The organism is Streptomyces sp. NPDC001153 (assembly GCF_053598315.1).
In genome coordinates, this window is sequence record NZ_JBSFJZ010000002.1 from 323,116 (window position 1) to 348,189 (window position 25,074).

24 protein-coding genes and 1 pseudogene are annotated in these 25,074 nt (G+C 71.6%); 10 read left to right on the forward strand and 15 right to left on the reverse strand.

Features of this window, described 5'->3' with window-relative positions; all coding sequences use genetic code 11:
• Positions 1–10 precede the first annotated feature (10 nt).
• Both ACWDEN_RS03520 and ACWDEN_RS03525 read right to left on the reverse strand, forming a co-directional pair.
• The gene (locus tag ACWDEN_RS03520) at positions 11–1,570 is read right to left on the reverse strand and encodes a sodium:solute symporter family protein (RefSeq protein WP_351611540.1); all 1,560 of its coding nucleotides are present in this window, start codon (positions 1,568–1,570) and stop codon (positions 11–13) included.
• Between the two features lie 207 nt (positions 1,571–1,777).
• Positions 1,778–2,566 carry an SDR family oxidoreductase gene (locus ACWDEN_RS03525; RefSeq protein WP_351611542.1) on the reverse strand — a complete coding sequence of 263 codons (789 nt, stop codon included), beginning with the start codon at positions 2,564–2,566 and terminating at the stop codon, positions 1,778–1,780.
• Positions 2,567–2,656: 90 nt separating this feature from the next.
• Between ACWDEN_RS03525 and ACWDEN_RS03530 the strand changes: the two genes are divergently transcribed.
• Positions 2,657–3,496, forward strand: a complete 840-nt coding sequence (locus tag ACWDEN_RS03530) for a hypothetical protein (protein WP_450856985.1) — start codon at positions 2,657–2,659, stop codon at positions 3,494–3,496.
• Between the two features lie 19 nt (positions 3,497–3,515).
• On the opposite strand, the gene ACWDEN_RS03535 is transcribed toward ACWDEN_RS03530, so the two are convergent.
• Complete coding sequence (locus ACWDEN_RS03535; protein WP_351611546.1) at positions 3,516–5,426, reverse strand: MFS transporter; 1,911 nt, start codon at positions 5,424–5,426, stop codon at positions 3,516–3,518.
• Positions 5,427–5,612: 186 nt separating this feature from the next.
• A complete protein-coding gene (locus ACWDEN_RS03540; protein ID WP_450856987.1) occupies positions 5,613–7,910 on the reverse strand; it encodes a D-alanyl-D-alanine carboxypeptidase in 2,298 nt (765 codons plus the stop codon).
• A 181-nt stretch (positions 7,911–8,091) separates the two neighbouring features.
• Between ACWDEN_RS03540 and ACWDEN_RS03545 the strand changes: the two genes are divergently transcribed.
• The 3 genes from ACWDEN_RS03545 to ACWDEN_RS03555 all read left to right on the forward strand — a co-directional run bounded on the left by ACWDEN_RS03545 (position 8,092) and on the right by ACWDEN_RS03555 (position 10,345).
• Positions 8,092–8,850: a GOLPH3/VPS74 family protein gene (locus ACWDEN_RS03545; protein WP_351611552.1), complete on the forward strand. Its 759-nt coding sequence runs from the start codon at positions 8,092–8,094 to the stop codon at positions 8,848–8,850.
• Between the two features lie 256 nt (positions 8,851–9,106).
• Positions 9,107–9,964, forward strand: coding sequence for a helix-turn-helix domain-containing protein (locus ACWDEN_RS03550; protein ID WP_351206220.1), 858 nt, complete (start codon positions 9,107–9,109; stop codon positions 9,962–9,964).
• Positions 9,965–10,153: 189 nt separating this feature from the next.
• Positions 10,154–10,345 (forward strand): DUF397 domain-containing protein, encoded by a 192-nt coding sequence (locus tag ACWDEN_RS03555; protein ID WP_351611555.1) that lies wholly within the window; start codon positions 10,154–10,156, stop codon positions 10,343–10,345.
• A 145-nt stretch (positions 10,346–10,490) separates the two neighbouring features.
• On the opposite strand, the gene ACWDEN_RS03560 is transcribed toward ACWDEN_RS03555, so the two are convergent.
• Positions 10,491–10,979 (reverse strand): glutathione peroxidase, encoded by a 489-nt coding sequence (locus ACWDEN_RS03560; RefSeq protein WP_351611557.1) that lies wholly within the window; start codon positions 10,977–10,979, stop codon positions 10,491–10,493.
• A gap of 31 nt (positions 10,980–11,010) precedes the next feature.
• Entirely contained in the window at positions 11,011–11,994 is a 984-nt protein-coding gene (locus ACWDEN_RS03565; RefSeq protein WP_450856991.1) for a helix-turn-helix domain-containing protein, read from the reverse strand.
• A gap of 87 nt (positions 11,995–12,081) precedes the next feature.
• Between ACWDEN_RS03565 and ACWDEN_RS03570 the strand changes: the two genes are divergently transcribed.
• Positions 12,082–13,278: an MFS transporter gene (locus ACWDEN_RS03570; RefSeq protein WP_450856993.1), complete on the forward strand. Its 1,197-nt coding sequence runs from the start codon at positions 12,082–12,084 to the stop codon at positions 13,276–13,278.
• On the opposite strand, the gene ACWDEN_RS03575 is transcribed toward ACWDEN_RS03570, so the two are convergent.
• From ACWDEN_RS03575 to ACWDEN_RS03595, 5 genes are all read right to left on the reverse strand, one after another.
• A complete protein-coding gene (locus ACWDEN_RS03575; protein WP_351611564.1) occupies positions 13,217–14,050 on the reverse strand; it encodes a slipin family protein in 834 nt (277 codons plus the stop codon). The genes ACWDEN_RS03570 and ACWDEN_RS03575 overlap by 62 nt on opposite strands.
• Positions 14,051–14,155: 105 nt before the next feature.
• Positions 14,156–15,550 (reverse strand): sensor histidine kinase, encoded by a 1,395-nt coding sequence (locus ACWDEN_RS03580; protein WP_450856995.1) that lies wholly within the window; start codon positions 15,548–15,550, stop codon positions 14,156–14,158.
• Positions 15,547–16,152, reverse strand: a complete 606-nt coding sequence (locus ACWDEN_RS03585) for a phosphatase PAP2 family protein (protein WP_450857020.1) — start codon at positions 16,150–16,152, stop codon at positions 15,547–15,549. The genes ACWDEN_RS03580 and ACWDEN_RS03585 overlap by 4 nt, the downstream gene beginning before the upstream one ends.
• Positions 16,153–16,314: 162 nt before the next feature.
• On the reverse strand, positions 16,315–17,073 hold the full coding sequence (locus ACWDEN_RS03590; protein WP_351611570.1) for a polysaccharide deacetylase family protein: 759 nt from the start codon (positions 17,071–17,073) through the stop codon (positions 16,315–16,317).
• Positions 17,070–18,476 carry a glycosyltransferase gene (locus tag ACWDEN_RS03595; protein ID WP_450856997.1) on the reverse strand — a complete coding sequence of 469 codons (1,407 nt, stop codon included), beginning with the start codon at positions 18,474–18,476 and terminating at the stop codon, positions 17,070–17,072. The genes ACWDEN_RS03590 and ACWDEN_RS03595 overlap by 4 nt, the downstream gene beginning before the upstream one ends.
• Before the next feature lie 160 nt (positions 18,477–18,636).
• Between ACWDEN_RS03595 and ACWDEN_RS03600 the strand changes: the two genes are divergently transcribed.
• Positions 18,637–19,056, forward strand: coding sequence for a BlaI/MecI/CopY family transcriptional regulator (locus tag ACWDEN_RS03600; protein WP_351611575.1), 420 nt, complete (start codon positions 18,637–18,639; stop codon positions 19,054–19,056).
• A 4-nt stretch (positions 19,057–19,060) separates the two neighbouring features.
• Positions 19,061–20,077, forward strand: a complete 1,017-nt coding sequence (locus ACWDEN_RS03605; protein WP_351611578.1) for a M56 family metallopeptidase — start codon at positions 19,061–19,063, stop codon at positions 20,075–20,077.
• A gap of 26 nt (positions 20,078–20,103) precedes the next feature.
• On the opposite strand, the gene ACWDEN_RS03610 is transcribed toward ACWDEN_RS03605, so the two are convergent.
• On the reverse strand, positions 20,104–20,463 hold the full coding sequence (locus tag ACWDEN_RS03610) for a hypothetical protein (RefSeq protein ID WP_450857000.1): 360 nt from the start codon (positions 20,461–20,463) through the stop codon (positions 20,104–20,106).
• A 488-nt stretch (positions 20,464–20,951) separates the two neighbouring features.
• On the opposite strand from ACWDEN_RS03610, the gene ACWDEN_RS03615 reads away from it, so the two are divergent.
• Complete coding sequence (locus ACWDEN_RS03615; RefSeq protein ID WP_351611583.1) at positions 20,952–21,248, forward strand: GYD domain-containing protein; 297 nt, start codon at positions 20,952–20,954, stop codon at positions 21,246–21,248.
• A 359-nt stretch (positions 21,249–21,607) separates the two neighbouring features.
• Here the strand turns inward: ACWDEN_RS03615 and ACWDEN_RS03620 are convergent, their stop codons facing one another.
• Positions 21,608–22,159 (reverse strand): SMI1/KNR4 family protein, encoded by a 552-nt coding sequence (locus tag ACWDEN_RS03620; protein ID WP_450857002.1) that lies wholly within the window; start codon positions 22,157–22,159, stop codon positions 21,608–21,610.
• Between the two features lie 223 nt (positions 22,160–22,382).
• Here ACWDEN_RS03620 and ACWDEN_RS03625 point away from each other — a divergent pair, with 223 nt between their 5' ends.
• A complete protein-coding gene (locus ACWDEN_RS03625; protein WP_450857022.1) occupies positions 22,383–22,847 on the forward strand; it encodes a DUF6624 domain-containing protein in 465 nt (154 codons plus the stop codon).
• 33 nt (positions 22,848–22,880) lie between these two features.
• Here ACWDEN_RS03625 and ACWDEN_RS03630 read toward each other — a convergent pair.
• A pseudogene (locus tag ACWDEN_RS03630) lies at positions 22,881–23,095 on the reverse strand (cupin); the annotation flags it as partial.
• Positions 23,096–23,280: 185 nt separating this feature from the next.
• Here ACWDEN_RS03630 and ACWDEN_RS03635 point away from each other — a divergent pair.
• Positions 23,281–24,726: a protein kinase domain-containing protein gene (locus ACWDEN_RS03635; protein ID WP_351611591.1), complete on the forward strand. Its 1,446-nt coding sequence runs from the start codon at positions 23,281–23,283 to the stop codon at positions 24,724–24,726.
• A gap of 153 nt (positions 24,727–24,879) precedes the next feature.
• Here ACWDEN_RS03635 and ACWDEN_RS03640 read toward each other — a convergent pair.
• The coding region (locus tag ACWDEN_RS03640; RefSeq protein ID WP_450857004.1) for a YibE/F family protein at positions 24,880–25,074 on the reverse strand (195 nt) is incomplete at its 5' end.

Sequence of the window (25,074 nt, forward strand, 5' to 3'; positions counted from 1 at the left end):
ACGGTGCCCCCTACGGCGCTCCCACCACGTCGTCCCCCGCCCCCGCAGGGACCGGTACCGCCGCCACCGCGTCGCCGTCGGTGTTGACCTTCTCGATGATGGCCAGGCGCTCGGGCGTCTCCTCCGGCTTCAGGTAGCCGATGACGGTGTAGAGGACCAGGGACACCGCCAGCGGGACCGAGACCTGGTACTGGAGCGGGACCCCGCCGGAGACGTTCCAGTTGATGGGGTAGTTCACCAGCCAGAACGCCAGCAGACCCGCAGCCCAGCTGGTGAGCGCCGCCGTCGGGCCGGAGCGGCGGAACGGGCGGAGCAGGCCCAGCATCATCGGGATCGCGATCGGGCCCATCAGACCGGCGACCCACTTGATGACGACCGTGATGATGTCCTTGAACGTGGGGGAGTTGACCTGCGTCGCCACCGCCATGGACAGACCGAGGAAGACCAGGGTCGTCACGCGGGCCGCGATCAGTCCGGAGCGCTCGCCCCAGCCCCGGGCACGGGAGGACAGCACCGGAGCCACGTCACGGGTGAACACCGCCGCGATCGCGTTGGCGTCGGAGGAGCACATGGCCATCGTGTGGGAGAAGAAACCGACGACGACCAGTCCCAACAGGCCGTGCGGAAGCAGCTGTTCGGTCATCAGGCCGTAGGAGTCGGAGCCGTCCGGCTTCCGGGCGTGGACCAGGAGGGGGGAGATCCACATGGGGAAGAAGAGGACGACCGGCCAGACCAGCCACAGGACCGCCGACAGGCGGGCGCCGCGCTCGGCCGCGTGTGCGCTGCCCGTCGCCATGTACCGCTGCGCCTGGTTGAGCATGCCGCCGTTGTACTCGAAGAGCTTGATGAACAGGAACGCCAGCAGGAACACCGTGCCGTAGGGGCCGACCAGCGGCTTGCCGTGGCCGTGCAGCGCCGGCTGGTTCCAGGCGTCGAAGAAGCCGATGTGCTTGTCGTTCAGCTTCAGGACGACGGCGACGAACATCGAGACGCCGGCGAGCAACTGGATGACGAACTGGCCGAGTTCGGTCAGCGCGTCCGCCCACAGGCCGCCGATCGTGCAGTACACGGCCGTGATCGCACCGGTGATGAGGATGCCCTGGTTCAGGGTGACCCCGGTGAACACCGACAGAAGGGTGGCGATCGCCGCCCACTTGGCGCCCACGTCCACGATCTTCAGCAGCATGCCGGACCAGGCGAGCGCCTGCTGGGTGGACAGGTTGTAACGGTTCTTCAGGTACTCCAGCGGGGAGGCCACATGGAGCCGGGAGCGCAGTCGGTTGACGCGGGGTGCGAACAGCTTCGACCCGATGGCGACGCCGAGCGCGATGGGGAAGGACCAGGTGACGAAGGAGGTGACGCCGTAGGTGTAGGCGATGCCCGCGTACCCGGTGAACATGACCGCGCTGTAGCCCGACATGTGGTGCGAGATGCCGGAGAGCCACCAGGGCATCTTGCCGCCGGCCGTGAAGAAGTCGGAGACGTTGTCCACGCGCTTGTGCGACCAGACGCCGATCGCGACCATCACACCGAAGTAGCCGATGAGCACGGCCCAGTCGAGACTGTTCATGTGCCCGATCGTGGGTGCCCCCACGTGAACACGACAAGCGACTGTCCGGTCAAGAGCCGGTAAAGATGTTCGTCTTCGTGACCTTCGTTCATCTACATGAACCAGTCGGCGAAGCCGGATCCGGTCGCCAGGCCGTGGCCCGGGCGAAGGCGTTCGCGCTGCCCCGGCCGGTGGCGGAGTCGTGTCAGCCCGGCAGGACACATCGGGTCACCGCATCAACTCACCCGCGTTGACCAGCAGCGACTGCCCGGTGATGGCCCGTGCCCGGTCCGAGGCGAGGAACACCACCGCATCGGCCACGTCCCCGTCGGTCGCCGGCTCGGGCAGGGCCATCCGGTCCGTCAGCCGCCCCAGCACCTCCGCCTCCGGCACGCCCTCCGTCTGCGCGGTGAACCGGACGTACGCCTGCACCGGCGGTCCCCACATCCAGCCCGGCAGGACGGTGTTGACCCGGATCCGCCCCGGCCCCAGCTCCCGCGCCAGCGAGTACATCGCGCTCGTCAGCGCACCCTTCGACGCGGCGTACGCCGCCTGCTTCACCTGCGAGGGCGCGGCCACCGCCGACTGGGTCCCGATGAAGACGACGGACCCGCCCCCGCCCTCCCGCAGCGCGGGGAGGCAGGCCCGGGTCATCCGCAGCGTGCCGAGGAGGTTCACCTCCATGACCGACTGCCACGTCGCGAAGTCCGCGTCCTCGACGCCGCCGAAGTACGAGTCCCAGGCCGCCACGTGCACCACCGCGTCGATCCCGCCGAACCGCTCCCGCGCCAGCGCGGCCAGCGCCTCGCACTGCCCCTCGTCGGTGATGTCCGTCGCCCGGTACGCCGTGCGCGCGCCGGACGGATCGATCCCTGCCGCGCTCTTGGCGAGGTTCGCCTCGGTGCGCGCCCCGAGCACCGCGTTCCCGCCGTCCCGTACGACGGCCGCGGCGACCTGGTGACCCAGCCCGGCGCCGACTCCCGAGACGACGACGGTCTTTCCGGCGAGCAGGGACATCCGTACCTCCCGGGCTATGGCGCTTCACCTGACGGACCGTCAGAGTATGGGCGACCGGAGGAGGACGGAAGGGGAGGGAAGGGGAACCGCATGAGCGAGGAGACCCGCAGCGAGGCGTACGCGGAACTGGCCGCCGTGGGACCGTACGGCGTCCGCCCGGGCCACGCCCTGATCACCATGGTCGAGCCGCACCCCGGACACGAGTACGCCTACAACCGCTGGTACGAGGACGACCACTACTACGCCGGCGCGATGGCCATGCCCTGGATGTACGCGGGCCGCCGCTGGGTGGCGACGAGGGACCTGCAGCTCCTGCGCCGCCCCGAGAAGTCGGCGATCGCCCAGCCCGTCACCGCCGGCTGCTACCTCTCCACGTACTGGATCACCGCCGGCCGCTACGACGACCACATGAAGTGGACCGTCGCCATCAACAGGCGCCTCAACCGCGACGCCCGCGTCTACCACGACCGCACCCACGTCTTCACGTCCTTCCAGGACCACGAGACGACGGTCTACCGCGACGGCGCGGCCGGCCCGCGGGACTTCCACGCCCTGGACCACCCCTACGCGGGCCTGGTCCTGGAGGTGATCGACACGGAGTCGGCGGAGCAGCGGGCCGAGCTGCTCCAGTGGCTGGCCGCCCGGCACCTCCCGCGCCGCCTCGCGGGCTCCCCCTCCGCCCTGGTGACGGTCTTCCGCCCCACCCCCCTGCCCGGCGACCGCATGACCTACGTCAAGCAGGTCGAGGGCGTCGACACCCGTCTGACGCTGCTGTGGTTCCTGGAGGCCGACCCGAGGGAGTGCTGGCAGGACCACTTCACGGGGCTGGACGAGCAGGTGACCGACTCGGGCCTGGGCAGGGTGGAACTGCTGGCGCCGTTCGTCCCGACGGTGCCGGGGACGGACCGGTACGTCGACCGGCTCCGCTGAACCTCACCGGGTCACGGCGTCACGGCGTCACGGAGTCGCGGGGCCACGGAGTCCTGAGCTCGTCCGGACACGGGGTGCCCCGGGGGAGCTGGTACGGCGCCGCCAGCCGGTAGGTTCCCGCCTTCGGCGCGAGCAGCATGGTCCACTTGTCCCCGTTGGCGTCCTCCGGCGTCTCCGCCAGGCACCCGTTGGCGTTCCGGTACTTCTTCGGCGGGCCGGAGGAGACCATCTGCGGCGGCTTCAGGCTCTTGCCGTGCTCGTCGACGATGCTCAGCCACGGCGAGTAGGGGATCCTGATCAGGATCCGCCCGGCCTTGCGCACCTGAAGGGTCATCTCGCCCTGGTCGGCGCGGTCCACCACGGCGTCGGGCTCGGCCAGCGGCGTCGGATCGGTCACCCGGAACAGCTGCCAGTTGGCGTCGCCCCACACCTGCGTCAGATACGGCATCCCGCGCCGCAGCAGTTCCCGCTCGCGCTCGCCGCCGTCGCCGTCCGGGTTGTCCTTCGGCAGGACGACGAAGTGGACGGCCCAGCGCTGCAGCCACTCGTGGTAGTTCGCCGAGTTGAGGGTGTCGTCGTAGAAGAGCGGGTTGCGCTCCATGTCGGCCTGCCGGTTCCAGCCGCGCGCCAGGTTGACGTACGGCGCGAGCGCCGACGCCTCCCGGTGCGAGCGGGCCGGGACCACCTCGACGCGGCCCTTCTCGGCACCGGCCTTCTGCAGCTGGTGCACCAGCGGGGCGAGCTCGCGGGCCCAGGACGCGGCCGGGGTCGTGTGGATGATGTCGTCCACCGACTTGAAGCCGATCCAGCCGGCGAAGCCCAGGAGCGCCAGCACGGTCGTGTACCACCTGCGGGACTTCGGCACCGTGAACGGCAGCGCGGCCACCAGCGCCGCACCCGCGAACAGCATCGGCAGCCGGGAGATGTTGGAGCCGATCTGCGAGTTGATCAGCCACACCAGGACCACGCCGACGCTGTAGACGGCCGCCGTCAGCCGGACCGTCACCCACTGCCTGGGCACGAGGAACAGGCACAGCAGGCCGTACAGCAGGGGCAGGATCACCGAGCCGATCGTCATCGGCTGGGTGCCCGAGAAGGGGAAGAGGAAGTACGAGGCGGCGACCACCACGGTCGGGGCGAGACCCAGCGCCCAGGCGCCCGGCCGCCGCTTCTGCAGGAACAGTGCGACCGCGACCAGCCCGACGAACAGCCCCGAGACGGGCGAGGCCATGGTGGACAGACCGGCCAGCGGGGCGGCCACCGCCGCCTTCGCCCAGCGTTTGTGACGCCACCGGTACGGCCAGCAGAAGACGGCCGCGACGGCGCCGAGCGCGAACATCGTGCCGAGCCCGAAGGTCACCCGGCCGGAGATCGCGTTGCACAGAAACGCGAAGACCCCGGCGAGCGAGGCCCACAGCGGGTTCTTCACCGCGCGGCTGCGGATCAGGACCAGCGTCAGCAGGCCCGCCGACACGGTCCCGGCGATCATCATCGTCGTACGGACGCCGAGCACGGCCATCAGATACGGCGACACCACGCTGTACGACACCGGGTGCATGCCGCCGTACCAGGCGAGGTTGTACGCCGAGTCCGGGTGTCGGCCGACGAACTCCGCCCAGGCGTCCTGCGCCGCGAGATCGCCACCGCTGTTCGCGAACGTGAAGAACCAGACGATGTGCAGGACCCCCGCGAGGGCCGTCACGGACAGCACGGGGTGCTTGAGCAGCCGCTGCCGCAGGGGTTCGGCGGCGGCGAGGAGACGCGCGAGCCGGCCGGCGGGCGTGTCGAGGTGCTCACTGTCGGTACGGCCGTCCGGGTGGCCGGAGTGATCCCCGCGACCGTCCGGGTCAGGCTCGGACAGGCGTATTCGCGGGCCGGATCCCGGCCCAGGATCGGCGTCGTCGGCGCGTGTCGGCTCGGCTGTGGCCACCTGAAGGCACTCCCCGTGTCCCGTCTTCTGTTCTCGGCCGTGTTCCACGGTGTTCCCGGCTGCTTCCCGTCCAGTTCGCGGCCATGTCCCGGTGACCGGCGACCTGCCCCGATTCGTGACGCTAGCACGCACCCCGCCGCGGGTCTCCGTCGGCGGGGTGCGTGCTGGTGAGACCGCGGTGCGGACTCAGCCCAGACGGGTCAGCTTGGCGCCGAAGCCGGGCTCCGCCAGATCCTCCTGCAGGGCCACCGGCACCCTGACCGCGCCGGCCGAACCGTCACCCACGGTGAGCGAGCCGACCTGGGTGCCGGCCTTCGCTGTGTGCGGCACCTTGTCGGCGGCGAAGGACAGCTTCACCGTCAGCCCCGACCAGCCGGCCGCCGTGACGTCCTTCGTCGCCACGATGGGCGTACGGCCGCCGAGACCGTCGTCGACGTACCCGACCACATCGCCCTTCTTCAGGATCGTCACCGACTTCAGGGCGCCCTGCGCGGCGCGGATCAGCTTGTCGCCCGCGTCCAGGACCCCGCTGATGATGGTGTGGTCGAAGCCGCCGGCGGGCTGGCGCAGCACGGCCCCGATGATGGTGCGCGTCTCGCCGCCGACCTGCTGCTTCGCCGCGAAGACGAGGTTGCCGAGGGCGGCCGGCGTGGTACCGGTCTTGATGCCGACGACGTTGTTGTGGCCGACCAGGCGGTTGTAGTTGGAGTGGTTGACGCCCTTGTAGTCGTTGTACGACATCATCGCCGCGACCTCGCGGAAGACGGGCTGCTCCATCGCCGCCCGGGCCAGCTTCACCTGGTCCACCGCGGTGCTGACCGTGGAGGCGGTCAGGCCCGAGGGGTCGGTGTACGTCGTGTTGGTCATGCCGAGACCCTTGGCGGCGGCGTTCATCTTCTCCGTGAACGCCTGCTCCGAGTGGGAGTCCCAGCGGGCGAGCAGCCGGGCCACGTTGTTGGCGGAGGGCAGGAGGATGGCCTCCAGCGCCTCGCGCTCGGAGATCGAGTCGCCCGCGGTGACGCGGACGGTGGACTCCTGGCCCGCGTCCGACTGCTGCTCGGCGGGCTTGTCGATCGTGATCTTCGGACCGTCCTGACCGCTCTTGAGCGGGTGGTCGCGCAGGATGAGGTACGCGGTCATCACCTTGGCGACGCTCGCGATCGGTACGGGCTTCTGGTCGCCGGAGTTACCGAACGTGCCGATGCCCTGGACGTCCAGCGCGGCCTGACCAGTGGCCGGCCACGGGATGCCGGCCTTGCCGCCGTCGAAGGTGTAGGTGTCCTTCGCGGTGAGGTCGAGCGTGGGGTCGGGGAGCGGGCGGAGGGTCTGTACGACCGCGAAGATGATCGCCAGGAGCAGGACCAGGGGCGTCCAGATCTTGACCCGGCGCACGACCGTGCGGACCGCCGTCTCCGGGGGCGGCGGCGTGTTCGTCAGCTCCGCCAGGAGGTCCAGCGGGGGCTTCGGGGGGAGCGGCTGCTGGGTGGTGCGCTCGGGGCCGACCTGGGGGACGGGGGTGGTGGTGTCCGGCCTGGCCTCCGGCTTGGTCTCCGGCTTGGCGGCCGGCGCCATGTCGTTCTTGAGCGCGACGAACTTACTGGTGCGCTCGGGGTCGGACTCCGGGGCCTTGGGCGTGTTCGTCTTCCCGCCGAGCTTGAGCATGGTCGTCGGCTGGTCGACCTGCGGGGCGGACGGGGGCTTTATCGCCTTGAAGACGGTGGTGGGCTGGTCGACGGGGGCGTCGTCGCCCGCGTCCGCCTCCGGCGTGGGGGCGGGTTCGTCACTCGCCTCGGCTTCGCCTTCGGCGTCCGCGCTCCCACCCGCACCACTCGTGCGGGTCTCGTCGTCGCCCGCGTCCGCCTCCGGCGCGGGGGCGGGTTCGTCACTCGCCTCGGCTTCGCCTTCGGCGTCCGTGCTCCCACCCGCACCACCCGCGGGGGGCTCGTCGTCGGCTGCGGGTGGCCCCTGTGGGGCGTCCTCGCCGTCGGCGTCCTCGGACCCGGCCTCGGCGACCACGGCCTCGGCTTCGCCGGCCTTCGCCTTCGCATCCGCCTGGGCCCCGGCGCCACTGTCCGCGTCGGAGTCCGCGTCAGCCTCCGGTTCGGTGCCCGTGTTCGCCTCCGCGTCGGCCTCCGTGGCCTCGGACCCGGTCTCGGTCTCCTCGGCCTCCGGCTCATCCGTCTCCGGCTCATCCGTGGCCGTCGGACCGGGACTTGCGGCGTCGCGGACCCAGGACGAGACCGCCTCGCGGAGGGCGGTGTCCTCCGACGGGGCTTCCGAGGCGCGGTCCTTGACGTCACGGACCGACAGGACCTTCGTTGCGGTGTCCGCGCCACCGGGCGCGGAATCCTTTTCGCGGGAGACGGCGAGGCGCGGATCGCGTGCCTCGGGAACCGGACCCGCGCTCCCCGACGTCGGTTCTGCCGACGACTCGCGCTGCTTCGACCTGTCGGGGGACTCGCCCGCCACCGATGCCTCCTCCATGCGCCGCACGCCTACGCGCGCGCCCTGTCCGAACCATGTACCAGTGTCCTGTGTGAGGGCTTGGCCCCTGCAGTAGACGAGAACGACATACCTACCGGTTCCCTCACGAACCGGTCACGCACCCTCGACAGACCAATGTGAGAGGGGTCACCCTGTCATTCATCCACGCGGGGAGGCATGGATGGGCAGGAGCCGCAGAACACTTCCGGAGGAGCTTCTGCTGCTGGCACTGGACCCGGCCACGGGTACCACTGCGCAGCCGCAGTCGCTCGACCTCGGTCTGGCCGGTGCACAGCTAGTGGAGCTGGCGCTGGCCGGACGGATAGCCCCAGACGGGGATCGTATCGCCGTGGTGGTGCCACGGCCGACTGGAGATCCGACTTTGGACTGCGCGTTGGAGTTGCTGCGAAGGCGTGGCGCTCCCGTGCGTGCCGTCCACTGGATCGGCGGACCCCGGCTGGGGCTCCGTCAGACGTACCTCTCGCATCTGGAGCGGTGCGGCATGGTGCATGCCGTGGCCGGTCAGATGTGCGGGGTGCTGCCGACGACGCGCTATCAGGCGACGGACAACGAGATCAGCCGGGAGATCCGAGCCCGGCTGGATTCCGCGATCCGCACCGGCGTGCCGCCGGACCCGCGGACCGCGGCGCTCGCCGCCCTGGCGCACGCCGTCGGGCTCGGCAAGCACCTGTATCCGGGGAACGAGGGACGGTCGTCCCGGTCCCGGCTGCGGGATCTGATCCGGCACGACCCCATGGGCGGGCTTGTCGCGCACGCCGTGATGGACGTGCAGAACGGTGCCGTCGCACAGCCGCGCCGGGGCGCCGCCGCCACCGGGCGGCAGGGCGCGGCGGCCGGTGCACGGTCCGCGGCGGAACCCGCACGCGGGGTTCCGATGCAGCCGCACCGCGGATCCATGGCACGCGCCGTGGCCCACTGAGCCGTAACCCCGGTTCGCGCACGGCCGTTTCGGGAGCCGTCGGTCGGAGCGGGGCGGTGGGATCCTTCCCCGGGATCCCGCCGCCCCGCTCGACTGCGTTCCGGTACACCATCGGGTGGCGAGCCGTGGCGAACTGACGCGTACGCGCCGCATATCCACCGTTTCCCAGCGGTAGAAAGCACCTTGGTGGCAGTCTGCTCAGCAGCAGATACGCAAAGTGTTAAGCAACAGGCAGGCAGCCGGAGGTGCACGTCCCGTGGCGTCCAATGTCAATCCCACCGTCAGGCGGCGCCGGCTGGGCCAGGAGCTCCGCAGGCTTCGCGAGCTCAAGGGCATGACGGCCGAGGAAGTGGCGGAACGACTGCTGGTGTCGCAGTCGAAGATCAGCCGGCTGGAGAACGGCCGCAGAAGCATCAGTCAGCGCGATGTGCGCGACCTGTGCGGGGTCTACGAGGTCGAGGACCAGCGGATCGTCGACTCGCTGATGGAGATGGCCCGGGACTCCCGGCAACAGGGCTGGTGGCACACCTTCGGGGACATCCCCTACAGCGTGTACATCGGGCTGGAGACCGACGCCGAGTCGCTCAGGGTGTACGAACCCCAGCTGGTCACCGGTCTGTTGCAGACCCGCGCCTACGCGGAGGCCCTGGTGCAGGGCGCGCTGCCGGAGACGTCGACCGCCGAGATCGAGAAGCGTGTGCAGGTGCGCATGCGCCGACAGGAACGTATCACCGCCGAGAACAACCCGCTCCGGCTGTGGGTGGTGCTCGACGAGGCGGCGCTCAAGCGTGTCGTGGGCAGCAGGCTGGTGATGCGCGAGCAGCTGGACCATCTGATCGAGATGTCCCAGCTGCCGCACGTCACCGTGCAGGTGCTGCCGTTCGAGGTGGGCGCGCATCCGGGGCTCAACGGCCAGTACGCGATCCTCGAGTTCGCCGACGCGGCCGACTCCAGCGTGGTGTACCTGGAGGGCGTCACCAGCGACCTGTACCTGGAGAAGGCCCAGGACGTGCAGAAGTACGCCGTGATGTACGAGCATCTGCGGGCACAGTCCCTCAATGTGGAGCAATCCCGGCAGTTCATTGCGAAAGTGGCGAAGCTGTACGCCGAATGAGCGGCTGTCACGGAGGGCGCCGGATCTTACACCGAAGGTCCACTCCGATGGAAGGCTCTCCTGGAATATGCCATCCGGTTGAGTGAACGACTACTCCGGCAGGCGCGGTTGCCCGGTAGCGTCGATCACGCCAATCAGACGACAAGGTTGGCGTGAACCGCACTATCGCAACTCGCAACAGGAGTGGACATGGCACTGATTCAGGGCGCTTCGGAGACGTGGATGAAGTCCTCCTATTCCGCGGGCAACGGCGCCTGCGTCGAGGTCAAGTCGCCCACCGACGCCGAACTCGCCGTCCGTGACTCCAAGGTCTCCGAGGGCCCGATCCTGGCCTTCCCCGCCGACGCGTGGAACGCCTTCGTGACCTCGGTCAAGGCCTAGGGGGCCCTCCCTGACCTTCGTCAGTGAAGCCCCCCCGACGAAAACAACTTCACAAGCACCACCAGAAGAGCCCTCTCGACCGGTCGCCGTCCTTGCCGAGAGGGCACCTTCTGTTCGGGGGCACCGGGGCAAGGCCCAGCGCGGCTCAGCCGAGCTGGGCCTCGATGGCGGTCACGATCGCGTCCGACTCCGGCTCGGTCTGCGGCGAGAACCGGGCCACGACCGTGCCGTCCCGCCCGATCAGGAACTTCTCGAAGTTCCAGCGGATGTCGCCGCTGTGCCCCTCGGCGTCGGCGAAGCCCACCAGACGCTCGTACAGCGGATGCCGGCCCTCGCCGTTCACCTCGACCTTCTCGGTGAGCGGGAAGGTCACGCCGTACGTCGCCGAGCAGAACTCCGCGATCTCCTCGGCGGTGCCGGGCTCCTGCCCGAGGAACTGGTTGCAGGGCACCCCGAGCACGGTGAACCCGCGGTCGGCGTACCGCTCCTGGAGCTTCTCCAGGCCCGTGTACTGGGGGGTGAGGCCGCACTTGGAGGCCACGTTGACGACGAGGACGGCCTTGCCCTCGTACTGGGTGAGGTCGGCGGGGCCCCCGGCGAGGGAGCCGATTTCTACGTTCAGCACGTTGGTCATACGGGGAGCCTAGACGCCCGAGGGCCGCACATCAGGCACAGCCCCGCGCCCCCTGGGGCGCCTCCAGCAGGACATCTCCGGCAGCCGTCCGTACGTACAACACCGACCGCCCGGCCCTGCGCCGTTCCACCAGCCCCGCTTCCCTGAGCACCTTCAGATGGCGCCCCACCGAGCCCAGCCCCTGCCCGGTCACCGCCGTCAGCTGGGTGGTGCTCATGGGGGAGGCGAGGAGGGCCAGGACTTCGGCCCGGGCCGGACCGAGCAGGGCGCCCAGGGCGGACGGGACGGTTCTGATGCCCGCGTCGGCGAGGGCACCGGCGCACGGGTAGACCACCGCGTAGCGCACCCCGTCGTCCCAGGCGACCCAGCCCGCCCGCTGCACGGTCACCGGCACGAAGAGCAGCTCGGCACCGGAGATCTCCCGGGGCGGGTACGCGTGCAGGTTGATCTGGAGCAGGTTCTCGCCGAGCCAGCGGGTGCGTCCGGGCCGCAGCTCGTCGAGCACGCTCACCCAGCCGCCCCGGCTCACCTGCGCGGTCCGCGCGACCACGTCCGCCTCCAGCACCCGCCGCCGCCGCTCCCAGGACGGCCGTACGGTCCTCTCCCACACCCACTGAAGGAGTATGGCCGCCCGCTCGGGCAGGTCGTCCCGGTCCAGCTCGGCGGGGAGCGGGCCGACGAGTGCGGTGCGCAGATGGGCGCGGGCCGCCTCCGGCGCGGTCGAGCGGACCCGGGAGACCTCGTCCGCGAACGTCTCCCCGCCGCGGGGCGCCGGGGTCAGGAAGTCGGCGATCCACTCCCGGCCGAGCCCGGCCCGCACCAGCCGTGCCGTCACCGGCTCGGCCGCAAGCAGCGCCCGGTAGGCGGGCAGCTGGGCGCGCAGCCACGCCTGCTCACCGGGATGCGCGGCGTCCGCCCCGTGCAGCAGCTTCAGGCAGGCGAAGGTCTCGGCGAGCGGCGAGACGACGAACCGGCTGCGGGCGAGTGTGTCCGCGTTGAGCTGCCACAGGCCCACCCCGGGACCCCCCTCACGGCCGTACGGGCTTTCGCGCTGTGGCGAAACAATAACGAGCCCGCCCGTGACCCGCCGAGACTCCCCGGCATGTCCAGCTATCGATCCCTGTTCCGCACCCCGGAGTTCACCCCGCTCTTCGCCGGCTCGGCCGCGCAGACCGCCGCGCAGACGGTCGGCGGGCTGGCCCTGGCCACCCTCGTGTACCGGGCCACCGGCTCGCCGCTGCTGTCGGCGGTGAGCATGTTCGGCCCCTCGCTCGCCCAGGTGCTGGGCGCGACCTTCCTGCTGTCCGGCGCCGACCGGCTGCCCCCGCGTACGGCGCTGTCCGCGATCGCGCTCGCCTTCGCGGCCGGTACGGCGGTTCAGGCGGTGCCCGGTCTGCCGGTCGGCGCGGTCTTCGGCGTCCTGCTGCTGCTGGGCCTCGTGGCCTCCCTGGGCGCCGGGGTCCGCTGGGGCCTGCTGAACGAGATCCTCGCCAAGGACGGCTATCTGCCGGGGCGTTCGCTGTTCAACATGATGAGCGGGCTGATGCAGATCGCCGGGTTCGCCACCGGCGGCGCCCTGCTCGCGATGCTCTCCCCGCGCGTCTGCCTGCTGCTGGCGGCGGCCCTGTACCTGACGGCCGCGCTCGCCCTGCGCCTCGGCCTGACCGCCCGCCCGCCCCGGAGCGGGGGCCGCCCCACCGCGTCGGCGACCTGGCGCACCAACGCCCTGCTGTGGTCGTCCCGCCCGCGCCGCCTCACCTATCTGGGCCTGTGGCTGCCCAACGGCCTGGTCGTCGGCTGCGAGTCCCTGTACGTGTCGTACGCGCCGCACGCCGCCGGCACCCTGTTCGCCTGCGGGGCGCTCGGCATGTTCGCCGGCGATGTGACGGTGGGCCGGCTGCTGCCGCCCGCGGTACGCCGCCGCCTGGCCACGCCCCTGTTGCTGTTGCTGGCGACGCCGTACCTGGTGTTCTGCGCGCACCCGCCGCTGCCGGTGGCGGCGGTGTGCGCGACGGTCGCCTCCGTGGGCTTCGGCGCGAGCCTCGTGCAGCAGGAGCGGCTGATGGACCTGACCCCGGACGAACTCGCCGGCCAGGCCCTGGGGCTGCACTCCTCCGGCATGCTCACCATGCAGGGGGTGAGCGCCGCGCTGGCCGGCGCGGTGGCACAGCTCACCTCGCCCGCCGCGGGGATGACGCTGATGGCGGCGGGCTCGGTGGCTGTGACACTGGCGCTCGCTACGGCTGCTCGGCGCTCTGCGGAGCCGGGGCGGGAGCCTGCTGCTGCCGAGGCACGCTGAGGTCGGCGTCGATCTTCTGCGCCGCCCGGTCGAAGTAGCGCAACAGCTCGACGGGGAAGGGCATCACAAGGGTCGAGTTCTTCTCGGCGGCGACCTCGACGACCGTCTGCAGGAGCCGCAGCTGCATGGCCTCCGGACTGTCGGACATGATCCTGGAGGCGTTGGCGAGCTGCTGTGCGGCCTGGAACTCACCGTCGGCGGTGATGACCCGGGCCCGCCGCTCCCGCTCGGCCTCGGCCTGCCGGGACATGGACCGCTTCAGCGACTCGGGCAGCTGGACGTCCTTGATCTCGACGCGGTCGATGTGGATGCCCCACCCGGCGGCCGGGCTGTCGATCATCAGCGCCAGCCCCTCGTGCAGCCGCTCCCGGTCGCTCAGCAGGTCGTCCAGATCGCTCTTGCCGATGATGGACCGCAGCGAGGACTGGGCGACCTGCCCGACGGCGAAGACGTAGTCCTGGACCTCGATGGCCGCGCGCACCGGGTCGGTCACCCGGAAGTAGACGACCGCGTCGACCTTCACCGACACGTTGTCCTTGGTGATGCCCTCCTGGGTGGGCACGGGCATGGTCACGACCTGCACGTTGACCTTGCGCATACGGTCGGCGAAGGGGATCAGGAAGGTGATGCCGGGCTGCCGGTGGCCCGGCAGGGCCTTGCCCCACCGGAACACGACCCCCCGCTCCACCTGGTTGACCACCCGCATACCGCTCTTCAGCACGAACAGCGCCAACAGCGCCACCACGACGACCGCCACCACGGTGCCTTCCATGGGCACTCCATTCCTCGCAACGGCACGGACACCGGGAAGGACACCGGCGGTGGCCGGATGGATGCGGTCGCCGCGTCATGAATGCGTCAAGACTGTAGGGCTCGGTCACGCCGTGGGCAGGGCGATCGTGAATCTGGCGCCGGGGGTGTGTCCGGGGTCGTAGGACACCTCACCGCCGACGGCGCGGGCCAGGCGGCGTGCGAGTGGGAGCCCCAGGCCCGCGCCGTCGTGCCCGTCGCCGGAGTCGGCGCGCCGACCCGGCTGGAACAGCTCGCCCACGAAGGCCTCCGGCACGCCGGGGCCGTCGTCGACGACATCGATCCGCACGGAGCCGGGCACGCGCCGCGCGGAAACGGTCACGGTGGAACGGGCGTAGCGGGCGGCGTTCGCGAGCAGGGGGCTGACGATGCGTTCGAGGAGGCCGGAGGGAACGCCGGCCTCCAGCACCGGAGCATCCGTCTCCACGGCCGTCCGCACCCGCTCCGGCGCGTCGAGCTGCCGGAGCAGGCGGTCCAGGACCGGCACGACGTCGGTCGTTCCGGGGGCGGTCGCCGGGTTCAGCGTGTTCTCGCGGGCCTCGTTGAGCAGCGTGTCGCAGATCGTGCGCATGGACTGCGCGGCCTCGGCGATCACCTCGTGGGCGGCACGGGTCTCGGCGTCCGTGCGCGGCCGGGTCCGCCACCAGTCGAGCTCCATGATGATCCTGGTGAGCGGGGTGCGCAGTTCGTGGGACAGCTCTCCGGTCAGCTGTTGCTCGTGGCGCAGCACTGTGCGGATGCGGTCGAGGAGCGCGTCCAGCGAGGCGCCCAGACGGGCGAGTTCGGCCGGGTGTTCCGCCGCGCCGAAGCGGTCGTCCGAGCCCACCGCACTCCACTGCGTGGCCTGGTCGGTCATGGTCCGCACCGGCCGCAGCGCCCGGCCGACGGACAGGCGGGTCAGGACGTACGTGCACCCGAGCATCACGGTGTCCAGGATCAGCGACCCCAGCAGCAGGGTGTCGGCGGAACTGCGGTACGGGGCCAGGTCCAGGGCGGTGACCACGGTGGCGCCGGCGTGGCGGCCGGGAATCGGCAGGGAGCACAGCCGGACGGGCCGGTGGCCGTGGGCGTGGAAGGTGGCGCAGGCGCGCCCGCGCCGTGCGGCCAGCCCGTCGGCGGCGCGGGTCAGTGCGCCGTCCCCGGCGGTGGACGGCGGCTTCTCCAGCAGGCCGGTCCCGGCGTAGATCCACACGTTGGTGTCGAGCAGGCGGTCGTTGACCGTTTCCACGACGCGGACCCGGGAACCGCTGGTGTCGACGGTCGTGGCCACCGCCGCCGCCCTGTTGCGCAGCTCGTCGTCCGCCTGGTGCTGCAGATGCCGGTCCATCACGGCGTTGAACGCCACGGTCAGCACCGTCATCAGCAGCGCGGCGGCGGTCAGCGCCACGAGGGAGAGCCGCCCGCGCAGGGTGCGCGGGGCCAGGCGGCGAAGGACCCCGAGGGAGCCGAGGGCACGGTTCATGGTGTCAGCAGCATCGCACCCAGGCGTCTGGCTGCCAGCCACCGCGCCAGGACGGCCGACCACCGCCGCGTCGCGCGCGTCGCCGTCAGTGCCACCAGGGCGCCGACGAGGAGACCTGCCAGGACGTCGTGCGGATAGTGCACGCCGACCCACACCCGGGAGATCCCCATGGCCAGCGCGGCCACGACCGCGACCGCCCCGAGACGGCGCGAGACGAACAGGAGGGCCACGGCGGCAGCGGCGGCGATGGCCGCGTGGTTGCTCGGGAAGGACCAGTCGCCGGGTCCCGGGCACGCCTCCAGTGTTCTCACGTGCAGGCTCTGACACGGCCGGTCCTCGCGCACCGCCAACTTGAGGAGGGCGTCCACGCCGTACGCCACGACGACGATCACCGGCACCGCCAGTGCCGACACCGCGGCGACGGCCCCCTTGCGCCGGGCTCCCCACCAGCCGGCCACGGCCAGGACGGCGAACACCGCGAGCCCGTACGTCGACCAGGCCGAGACCGTGTCGTCCAGCCAGCCCGGCGAGTGCCACGCGAGGCGCACCACGTCCGAGTAGGCGGAACCGTCGACGGAGGACCCGTCGAAGGCGAGGATCACAGTGCTCATCGGGGCGGGCCTTTTCGTGCGGGTGCATCTGCGGGTGAATCGGCGTGAGTGAACGGCCGGCAACTGGATGACTACAGAAACGTAGACCGTCTACTGAACCGTAGACGAACGGCATCCTGGAATCGTTCCGGTCGCCGGCACCTCATTGGCACCTCATTCGCCGCAGGCCACCCGCGGCCCACCCGCAGGCCATCCGTGGTCACGCAGCCGGCCGACGTCGAAGCCCCGCTCCGCGCAGGTGTCGAGGATGCGGGGCAGCGCGCCCAGGGCCGAGTGCCAGGCGCCCGGCGCGGAGGTGCAGTCGGAGTCGTGGAGCAGGATGGTGCCGCCGCCGTCCAGATCGCGGGTGACGGTGCGGTGGACGGACGCCGGGGTGGCCCTGGCCCTCCAGTCCTCACCCCAGCAGGTCCACAGCACCGGCGTGAGACCGAGGCGGCGGGCCGCCACATGGGCGGCGGTCGACATGACGCCGTAGGGCGGCCGGAAGAGGGTGGGCACGCGTCCGGTGAGCGCGGCCACGGTGTCACGGGCGCGGGCGAAGTCGTCGTAGGTCGCGCGCGGGCCGCGCAGCAGCAGCGGGCGGTGCAGCCAGCCGTGGATGCCGATCTCGTGACCTGCCCCGGCGATCTCGCGGACCAGACCGGGTGAGCGGTGCGCCTGCGCGCCGAGCAGGAAGAAGGTGGCATGCACCCCACGCTCGGCGAGCAGCCGCAGGAAGAGCGGGGTGGAGCGGGGGTCCGGTCCGTCGTCGAAGGTCAGCGCGACGTGGTCCGGACGGCCCCGGCCCGCGAGGCGGGGCATGAGCCGGTTGCGCAGGGGGCCGTAGGTGGAGACGACGGGCGTGGCGTGGGCGGCGGCGAGTACGGGCAGGGCCGCCAGGGCAGCCGTACGGAAGGTGTGGGCGGTGGTCACGAGTGGTGGCCTTCCTGCCGGGGGGCGAGATGTGCGGCGAGTGCGTCCGGGTCGAGGCGGTGGCCTATGGCGTGCGCCAGTGCGGGGCCGTCGTACGCCGTCGCGATCCCGGTGCCGACGGCGCACGCCCACACGGCACACGCGACGGCGGCCGTGGCGGCGAGCCGGCGCGGCGTGGGGCGTCGGTGCGTGAGGGGGCGCGGGCGGCGTTGCGTGAGCCCCGAGTGGTGCACGCGGGCTATCTCGGCCGCCGGGCCTTCGCCCGGCGCCCCGGCGAACAGGGCGAGGCCCGTCTCGCGCTGGCGCGGACCGAGCGGGCCGTCGATCAGGTCGTGCAGGACGGCCTTGAGGCCGGCCGGGTCGCGGATCCACACCGCCGCCCCGGCCTCGTCCAGGGCTGCGGCGTTGGTCAGGCCGTGGCCGGGTATGCAACGGTAGCCGGCGACCGGCAGGCCCGCGGCGAACGCCTCCAGGGAGGTCAGTCCGCCGGCGTTCTGGATGAGGACGTCGGCGGCGTGCATCAGGGCGGGCATGTCGTCCACCCAGCCGTAGGCATGCTCGATGCCGTCGGCGCGCAGTCGCTCGGCCAGCGCCTGGTTCCGGCCGCAGACGACGACCGGTACGGCCGCGCCGCTGTCGCGCACCTCCAGCGCCACCCGCCGGACCGGCCCGACGCCCCAGGAGCCGGCGACCAGCAGGGCGAGCGGAGTGTGCGGCGGCAGCCCGAACCTGGCCCGCGCGCGGTCGCGTTCCTCCCGGTCGCAGGGCCGGAACCGCGGGTCGGTGACCGGCCCGCGCACCCGTACGTCCCGGGCGCCGGCGGCCCGCGCCTGGGCGGCGGGCACGGCGTGGGCCGCGAGGTGGACGTCCACGCCGTCCGCCACCCACAGCGGATGCACGGAGAAGTCGGTGAGGTAGGTGAGGACCGGCACGGTCAGCCGCCCGTCCAGGCGCAGCCTGCCGAGCACCCGGCTCGCCCCGGGGTAGGTGGAGACGACCGCTCCGGTCCCGGGAGCCAGGGCCCGCAGCACCCGGTCCTCGGCCGCGCGGAGCAGCGCCCGCGCCGCCGGGCCGCCGCCTCCCGCGCGCTCGGTGCTGGAGTAGATGCGCTGGTAGGCCCACGGCGCTCGGACGAGCAGCCGGTGGTAGCCCTCCTGGACGGCCCTGCCGAGCCGGGCGGGCAGCAGGTCGAGCAGATCGTGCCGGTCGACGGTGAAGCCGTCTGCCGTGAGGCGGCGGTCCAGCTCGGCGGCGGCGCCGTCGTGGCCCGCGCCGACGCTCGCGGAGATGATCGCGATCCGGCCGGAGGACGTCGCCGGACCGGGGTCCGTCGTCTCGCTTCGCGGCCGCGACACGGGGCCCGCGGGCGCGGGGCTGGGGAGAGTGCGTCCGGCTTGGGGCATGGGTCGGTCCTCCGCCCGTCGGGAGCTGGGGGGCTCTACAAGATGTAGTAGATCGCGCTTCGAGGCCGGAGCATACCTCCTACAACTAGTAGGAGATGTTCGGTGGCCTGCAGAGGACGACCGGGTAGCCTCTGCTGACGAGGGTGAGGAAGGGCAGACGGTGAGCGACCCGACGGACGAGGAGACCCACGGCGGAGCCGGCAGGCGGGCGCGCGGTGAGCTGGAGGGCGATGTGCTGGCCGCGCTGTGGGCCGCCGACGGCCCGCTGACCGCCCGCCAGGTGCTCGAGCGGCTCCCGGGCGACCTGGCGTACACCACCGTGCTGACCATCCTGTCCCGCCTCCACGACAAGGGCATGCTCCTACGGAACCGGGAGGGCCGCGGATACGCCTACACCCCGGTCCGCGACGAGGCCTCGCACACGGCCCGGCGGATGCGGTCGCTGCTGGAGGAAGGTACCGACCGCGAGGCCGTCCTCACCCGCTTCGTGTCCGAACTCTCCGCACGGGACGAGCAGTTGCTGCACCAGCTGCTGTCCGGGCACGACACCCGCGACGAGCGTTCCGACGGAAGGCGGTGAGCCGGTGCTGATCAGCGTCTACGTCCCGTTCGTCGTCACCGCCGTGATCAGCGTGCTCGCGCCGCGCCTGGCGCGCCGGCTCACCCCGCGTCCCGCGGCCTGGGCCCTGGCCTGCGCCGCGCTCGTCACCGCCGGCGGCTGGACCGGCTCGCTCGCCCTGCTGGCGTTCACCGGCATCGCGCAGATCCCCGAGGTCGCGGCCGAGGGCCACTGGTCGGTGGCCGCGCTGCGCGCCGAGGACCCCGTGTACGCCGTCGTCGCGGTCGTCAGCGCGCTCGTCCTCGCCACCGGCGTCGTCTCGCTGGGCGTGTCCGCCCTCCGCCAGGCCCGCCATGTCGCGCGGGTGCGGCGGGAGTGCAAGGGGCTGCGCGGTGACACCGAACTGGCCGTGGTCGACGACGACGCTCCGCTGGCGTTCGCCCTGCCCGGCGCGCCCGGACGCATCGTGGTGTCCCGGGGCATGCTGTGCTGTCTCGGCGACGACGAGCGCGAGGCGTTGCTGGCGCACGAGCGGGCCCATCTGCGCCGGAGGCACCACCTGTTCCTGAGCCTGTGGCGGCTCACGGCGGCCCTGAACCCGCTGCTGCGCCCCCTGGCCGACACCGGCGCCTTCGTCCTGGAACGCTGGGCCGACGAGGAGGCCGCCACGCAGGTGGGCGACCGGGCGGTCGTCGCCCGCGCGGTCGGGCGCGCGGCACTCGCGTCCACCGGCGCGTCGCGCCCCGCCGTTCTGGCCGCGACCGGCGGTGAAGTCCCCCAGCGGGTACGGGCCCTGCTGGCGCCGCCCCCCGCCCGCCGAAGCCTGCCCTTCCTGGTCGGCGCCGTCCTGCTGACCGTGTGCTGCGCGAGCCTGGCCAACGCCGCGTCCGACAGCGACCGCATGGTCGACAGCGCGAAGCGAGCACAGTGCGCGACGCTGCTCGGCGCCGCGGGCGGGACGCCGACGGGTGAGCACCGGCACGACCCCGCTTTCTGCTGCGGCCCCCACCAGCGGTTCGAGCACGGCGAACACCACTCGTAGCCGTGGCGGCGCTGCCACCACTGCTGTCACCACTCGTCGTCGCAGATCACCCGGAAGCTGCCCACGGCACCATCGTCACCGAACAGGCCTCCTGCCAGGCCCCCGGCCAGGCCCTCGTGGACGGTGCGGGTCACCACCCCGAAGGTGTTGCCGTGGGGACCCACGGTGGCGACCGGAGCGCCGTTGTCACAGGCGAAGCCCCGGAAGACCTCGACCGTCTTCCGGCTGTCGTTGAAAACACTGAAGCTGTCCGAGCCCAGTCCGCTGGCCGCGGTGATACACCCGTCGACCGAGGCAGGGTAGGAACGCTCGTTGAAGAAGATCCTCCCCTCCTCCCCGCGGCCATGACGGCGCCCTGCGCCGTCGTGGCCCTCTTTCCTCTCCACGTTCCCGCTCCCGCCGCCGGAGGGAGCCGCCGCAGATCCGGCTCGTCGGACGGGCTGGGCCGCCCGGTGGACAGGCTTGGCCGCTCGGTGAACGGTCTTGGCCGCTCGGTGCGCAGACGGCGACGCCGGAGCGGATCCGACGGTCGCGGCGTAGGTGATCCCGGCGGCTGCAAGGACGGTCGCGCCCACTCCGGCGCCGACCACAGCAAAAGTACGCGAGGGCATGTCACTTCTCTCTGTCTCACGGACGTCGGCCGTGCGACCGACCTGCGACGAACGTACCGACAGCTCTTATGACCGGCATTCCGGACATGTCCAAGGTGTGACGCCATGGACCGACCAGGTGGCCGGCCAGGTGGCAGCGCGGCGGCCCCCTCGATGCCCTGCGGTCGCTCGTACCGCACGTTCGGGTGCGTATCTCGTGCAGGTTCCGCCCCGGGTGCCGAGGCTTGACTTCGCGATGTGTCCCCTCGTGAAGGTGGAAGAACATGCCGACGTACGTCGCCTTGCTGAACTGGACCGAACAAGGGGTCCGAAACTACAAGGACACCGCGAAGCGCGCCGAGACCTTCGGTTCAGCGGTACAGAAGCTCGGGGCGAAGCTCCTGAGCATCTACTGGACCGTCGGACCGTACGACCTCGTGGCCGTCGTCGAGGCGCCCGACGACGAAACCGCCGCGGCGGCACTCCTGCAGCTCGGCGGGGTGGGCAACGTCCGTTCCACGACGCTGCGGGCCTTCGGCCGAGAGGAGATGGAGCGCGTCATCGCCAAGGCCGCCGGCTGACGGCCACCCCACGGTGCCGGGCCGGCGCTCCGCCTCGGCCTGATGCGCTCCACCTGCGCATGACCCGCACCGGATCCGGGACGGACGCCCCGAGGCGGGTGCGCACCGCCATCCCCGTGCCCCAGCCGCCGTGCCGCCCTTGGCCGAAGGGCACATGGACGTTGTCGACGGCCACGGCGTTGCGGACGGCGTTCTGCTCCGGCGTGAGGCGGTCGGTGGTCGTCGGCTGCACGGCGGGCGGGGACAGGATCCGTCCCTGTCTCCCGCTGCCCTGGCATCGGCCCTGCATCGCCGAACCGCGCGACCGCGGCAGGACGATGACCCGCGCCCCCGGCACCGTGCGGCGGCGCAGGGCGCGTTCAGGGGCTCTCCAGCCAGTCGGTGTACCAGGTGCGAAAGCCGGGGCTCGCCGGTACGAAGCCGCCCCAGTCCGGATCGATCTGCCAGACCTCGCCGGCTCGCGGGCCGTTCAGGACCAGCCGGATGAACATGCCGCAGCCCACCTCGGCCGGCATGAGCGTGCCCCGGGTCAGCGCATCGGCCGGTGTGCCGATCCGGCCGGGCAGGGGTTCGGTGAGCGGGAACGGCTCGGCGAGCCGGCCCGGCAGCCGGTCTTCCTCCCACTCGCCGTCCACGGCCCACTCCTCGCCGGCCTGCGGGCGGGCGACGGTCAACGGCATCAACCCGTGGCAGGGACCGGCGGGCCCGTTGCCCACCTTCGCGACGAAAGACCGGTACTCCCTCGGCAGACGGACGCCGTGGGATTCCTCGAACGCCCTGATCTCCGCCTCCGGCAGTGCCGACGTCAGTTCGTACCGGTGCGTGTCCGCCCCGAACCGCTCCCGCCCCGGGTCCCGTGCGGCCATCTCCCGTATCCGAGCGCGTACGCCGTCCCCGTCCCAGGTGTCCATCCGGCGACCGTAACAAGTGCCTGCAGCCGCCTGGCTCGGTCTCCGGCTCCGGGAGTAGATCCATTATCCCGGTGCGTGGAGGTGCCTGTCACCGTTCTCCGGAATGATCTTTGTGCCCCGTATGCGCCTTTAGGGTTGCCCAGGACAAGAGCAACGCACCGGCAGAGTCAGGGAGTTGAAAGTGGTGGACGAGGTTGCCGAACTGGCCGTGGAACTCACGGACATGGCTGCGGCGGATCACCGGTCTGCGGTCCACGCGAACAGCGACAATCCTGTCGAGCAGTTGGCCTGGCGGCGGCTGACCGCACAGCACGGTGACCGGCTCGGCGAGATCATGGATGAGTACGGCTGGCCGACGCAGGAACTGGTCGGCGAGGAGGCCGCCCGCGCAGCGTGGCTGATCGCCCAGCATGCCGACCGGCAGCTCGACATTCAGCGACGAGCCCTCCGGCTGATGCGGCAGGCGGTGTCGGCAGGCTCGGCCGGCCCACGCGAGCTGGCCTTCCTGCACGACCGCACACTGGTCAATGAGGGCCGCAAGCAGATCTACGGTACGCAGATCGCCGGCGTGAAGGACGGGGTACCCGTTCCCTGGCCCTGTGAAGAGCCCGAGCGCATGGACGAACTCCGCGCAGAAGTCGGCATTGAGCCGTTCGACGAGTACGTTGCCAAGTTCGCGATGGTCTGACGCCCCGTTCTCGTCCGCAACCTGCGGATCCCCAGCGTCCAGTTCCAGGCGGTGCCGGCGGCCCCGGGGAACGATCACGGCGGCACCCGCCGACAACCGCACTGCCGCACCGGATGCGCCGGGTCCGGTGGGACGGAGGTGGAGCCGCGCACCGCCTGCCAGGCAGCACACCGCCTCGTCCGCCTCCGGGTGCACATCTCCCAGTGGTCGGCGTGGACGTCGGCTTCTGTCTCCACGCGGAAGGCAGCCCGGCCCGGGACTCTTCGAGCGTGGCGCGCGGATGCGGTCGGTCAGGCCTGTCGGAATCGAGCAGGACGAAGGTCGTTGCGGCGCCGATGAGGAGGGCGACGGCCGTCAGGAGCGCGGTGCGGGCGCCTCGGCGTCGGGGTCGCGCCGTAAGCTGCGCCGGGTTTCTGATTCACGGGAGGCGTGAGTGGGGCGGGACATGGTCCTCGGCGGCCGGTACGAGCTGGTCGAGAAGCTCGGTCAAGGTGGTATGGGAACGGTCCATCGCGGGGTGGATCAGCGGCTGCGCCGCACTGTCGCGGTGAAACTGCTCTCCTCGGCGCTGGCCCACGATCCGCAGTCGCGAGCCCGTTTCCGGCGCGAGGCGCACGCGGTCGCCGCGCTGAACCACCCGGCGGTGGCCACCATCCACGACGTCGGCGAGGAGCCGCACCCGGATGGCCCACGGCCCTACCTGGTCATGGAGTACGTGCAGGGCGCCACGCTCGCCGAGGTCCTGCGAGACGGCCCCCTGCCTGTCGCCGACGCCGTCAACGCGGCATGCGCGGTGCTGGACGCGCTGCGGCACAGCCACGAGTGCGGGATCGTGCACAGGGACATCAAGCCCTCGAACATCATGCTCACCGGACCCGACACCGTGAAGGTCCTCGACTTCGGCATCGCCAAGGCCTTCACCGAGACCGCCACCCGCATCACCGGTAGCGGTGCGGCGATCGGCACTCCCGCCTACCTTTCCCCCGAGCAGATCAACGGGGCGGAGATCGACCACCGGGCCGATCTGTACGCGATGGGGTGCCTGCTGCACGAACTGCTGGTCGGACAGCCCCCGTTCCGTGGCGAATCGCCCTTCGCCGTCATGCATCAGCACCTGTTCGCCGCACCCGAGCCGGTCTCCCGGCTGAGACCGCAGATACCGCCGACGGTGGAGGCGGTGATCCTGCGCGCCCTCGGCAAGGACCCGAAGGAACGGTTCGCCGATGCCGGGCAGATGCGCGAGGCACTCGCCGACGCCCTGACGCAGACCTCCATGCCGACGGTCCAGGCCACCACGCCCGGGCCCCCGGCGACGCCGCCCGGCGGCCGAACCGCTCGTGGGGAGAAGTTCCGTATCTCACTGCGCCCTTCCGCCGACAGCGCTCTTGCTCTGCTCGGATGCCTGCTTTCGCTGCTGTGCGCACGTGGCCGGCTGGTGGACACCGCTCACTTCGGCTGGGTCGCCATCGCGGCCGGCCTGTTGGGCCTGGTGACGCTGCCGTGGTCGACACGCCTGTCGTGCGTGGTGGGCTGGGGGCCGGTGGCCGAGGCCGTGGCGGTCAACTCCGAACTGCGGCGCGCCTACGTCGGTTGGGCCCACTCCTACGTCGCCGTCGCCGCCCTGCTCGCACTGGCCGCCGCCTGCTGCCTCGTCGGCGCAGCACGCAGCAAGCGGAGCGGCGCCGGCTCGCTGATCGCCTTCTGGTTCAGTGCCACGGCGTCGATCTGGTACTTCCTCGATGACCTGCACAAGCTCTACGTCTTCTACCTGCTGCTGTCGCTGGTGGCCATGGCCACCGTGTCGTGGGAGACCGCCGAACTCGTGCGCCGCCGGGCCTCGGACAGACGGGCAGTTCCGAAGGCGTATCCGTCAGCGTGACGCCGCCCGGCCCACGGCCGGACAACCGGTCCGGTCAGCGCCACGTAGCGGCGTAGCCCATCCCGCACTCGACCCCTCGTGCCGGAACGCCCGCTCACGCATCGCACACGCATGAGAGAGGTGCGGGGCACGCCGCCGACGAGGACATCGCTCTCAACGCTTCCGCCGACGCCCGCCCCGGCCCGCAGCCGCCGCCTCGCCCGCTGCCGCCGTTTTCGCCTGCGGACCGGGTTTGTCAGCTGCCACCACCAGCGCGGCGAGCAGTGTGGTGACCGGGACCGAGGCGACCAGGCCGATCGAGCCGACCAGGGTGCGCACGATCTCTTCGGCGACCAGCTCGCTGTTGGC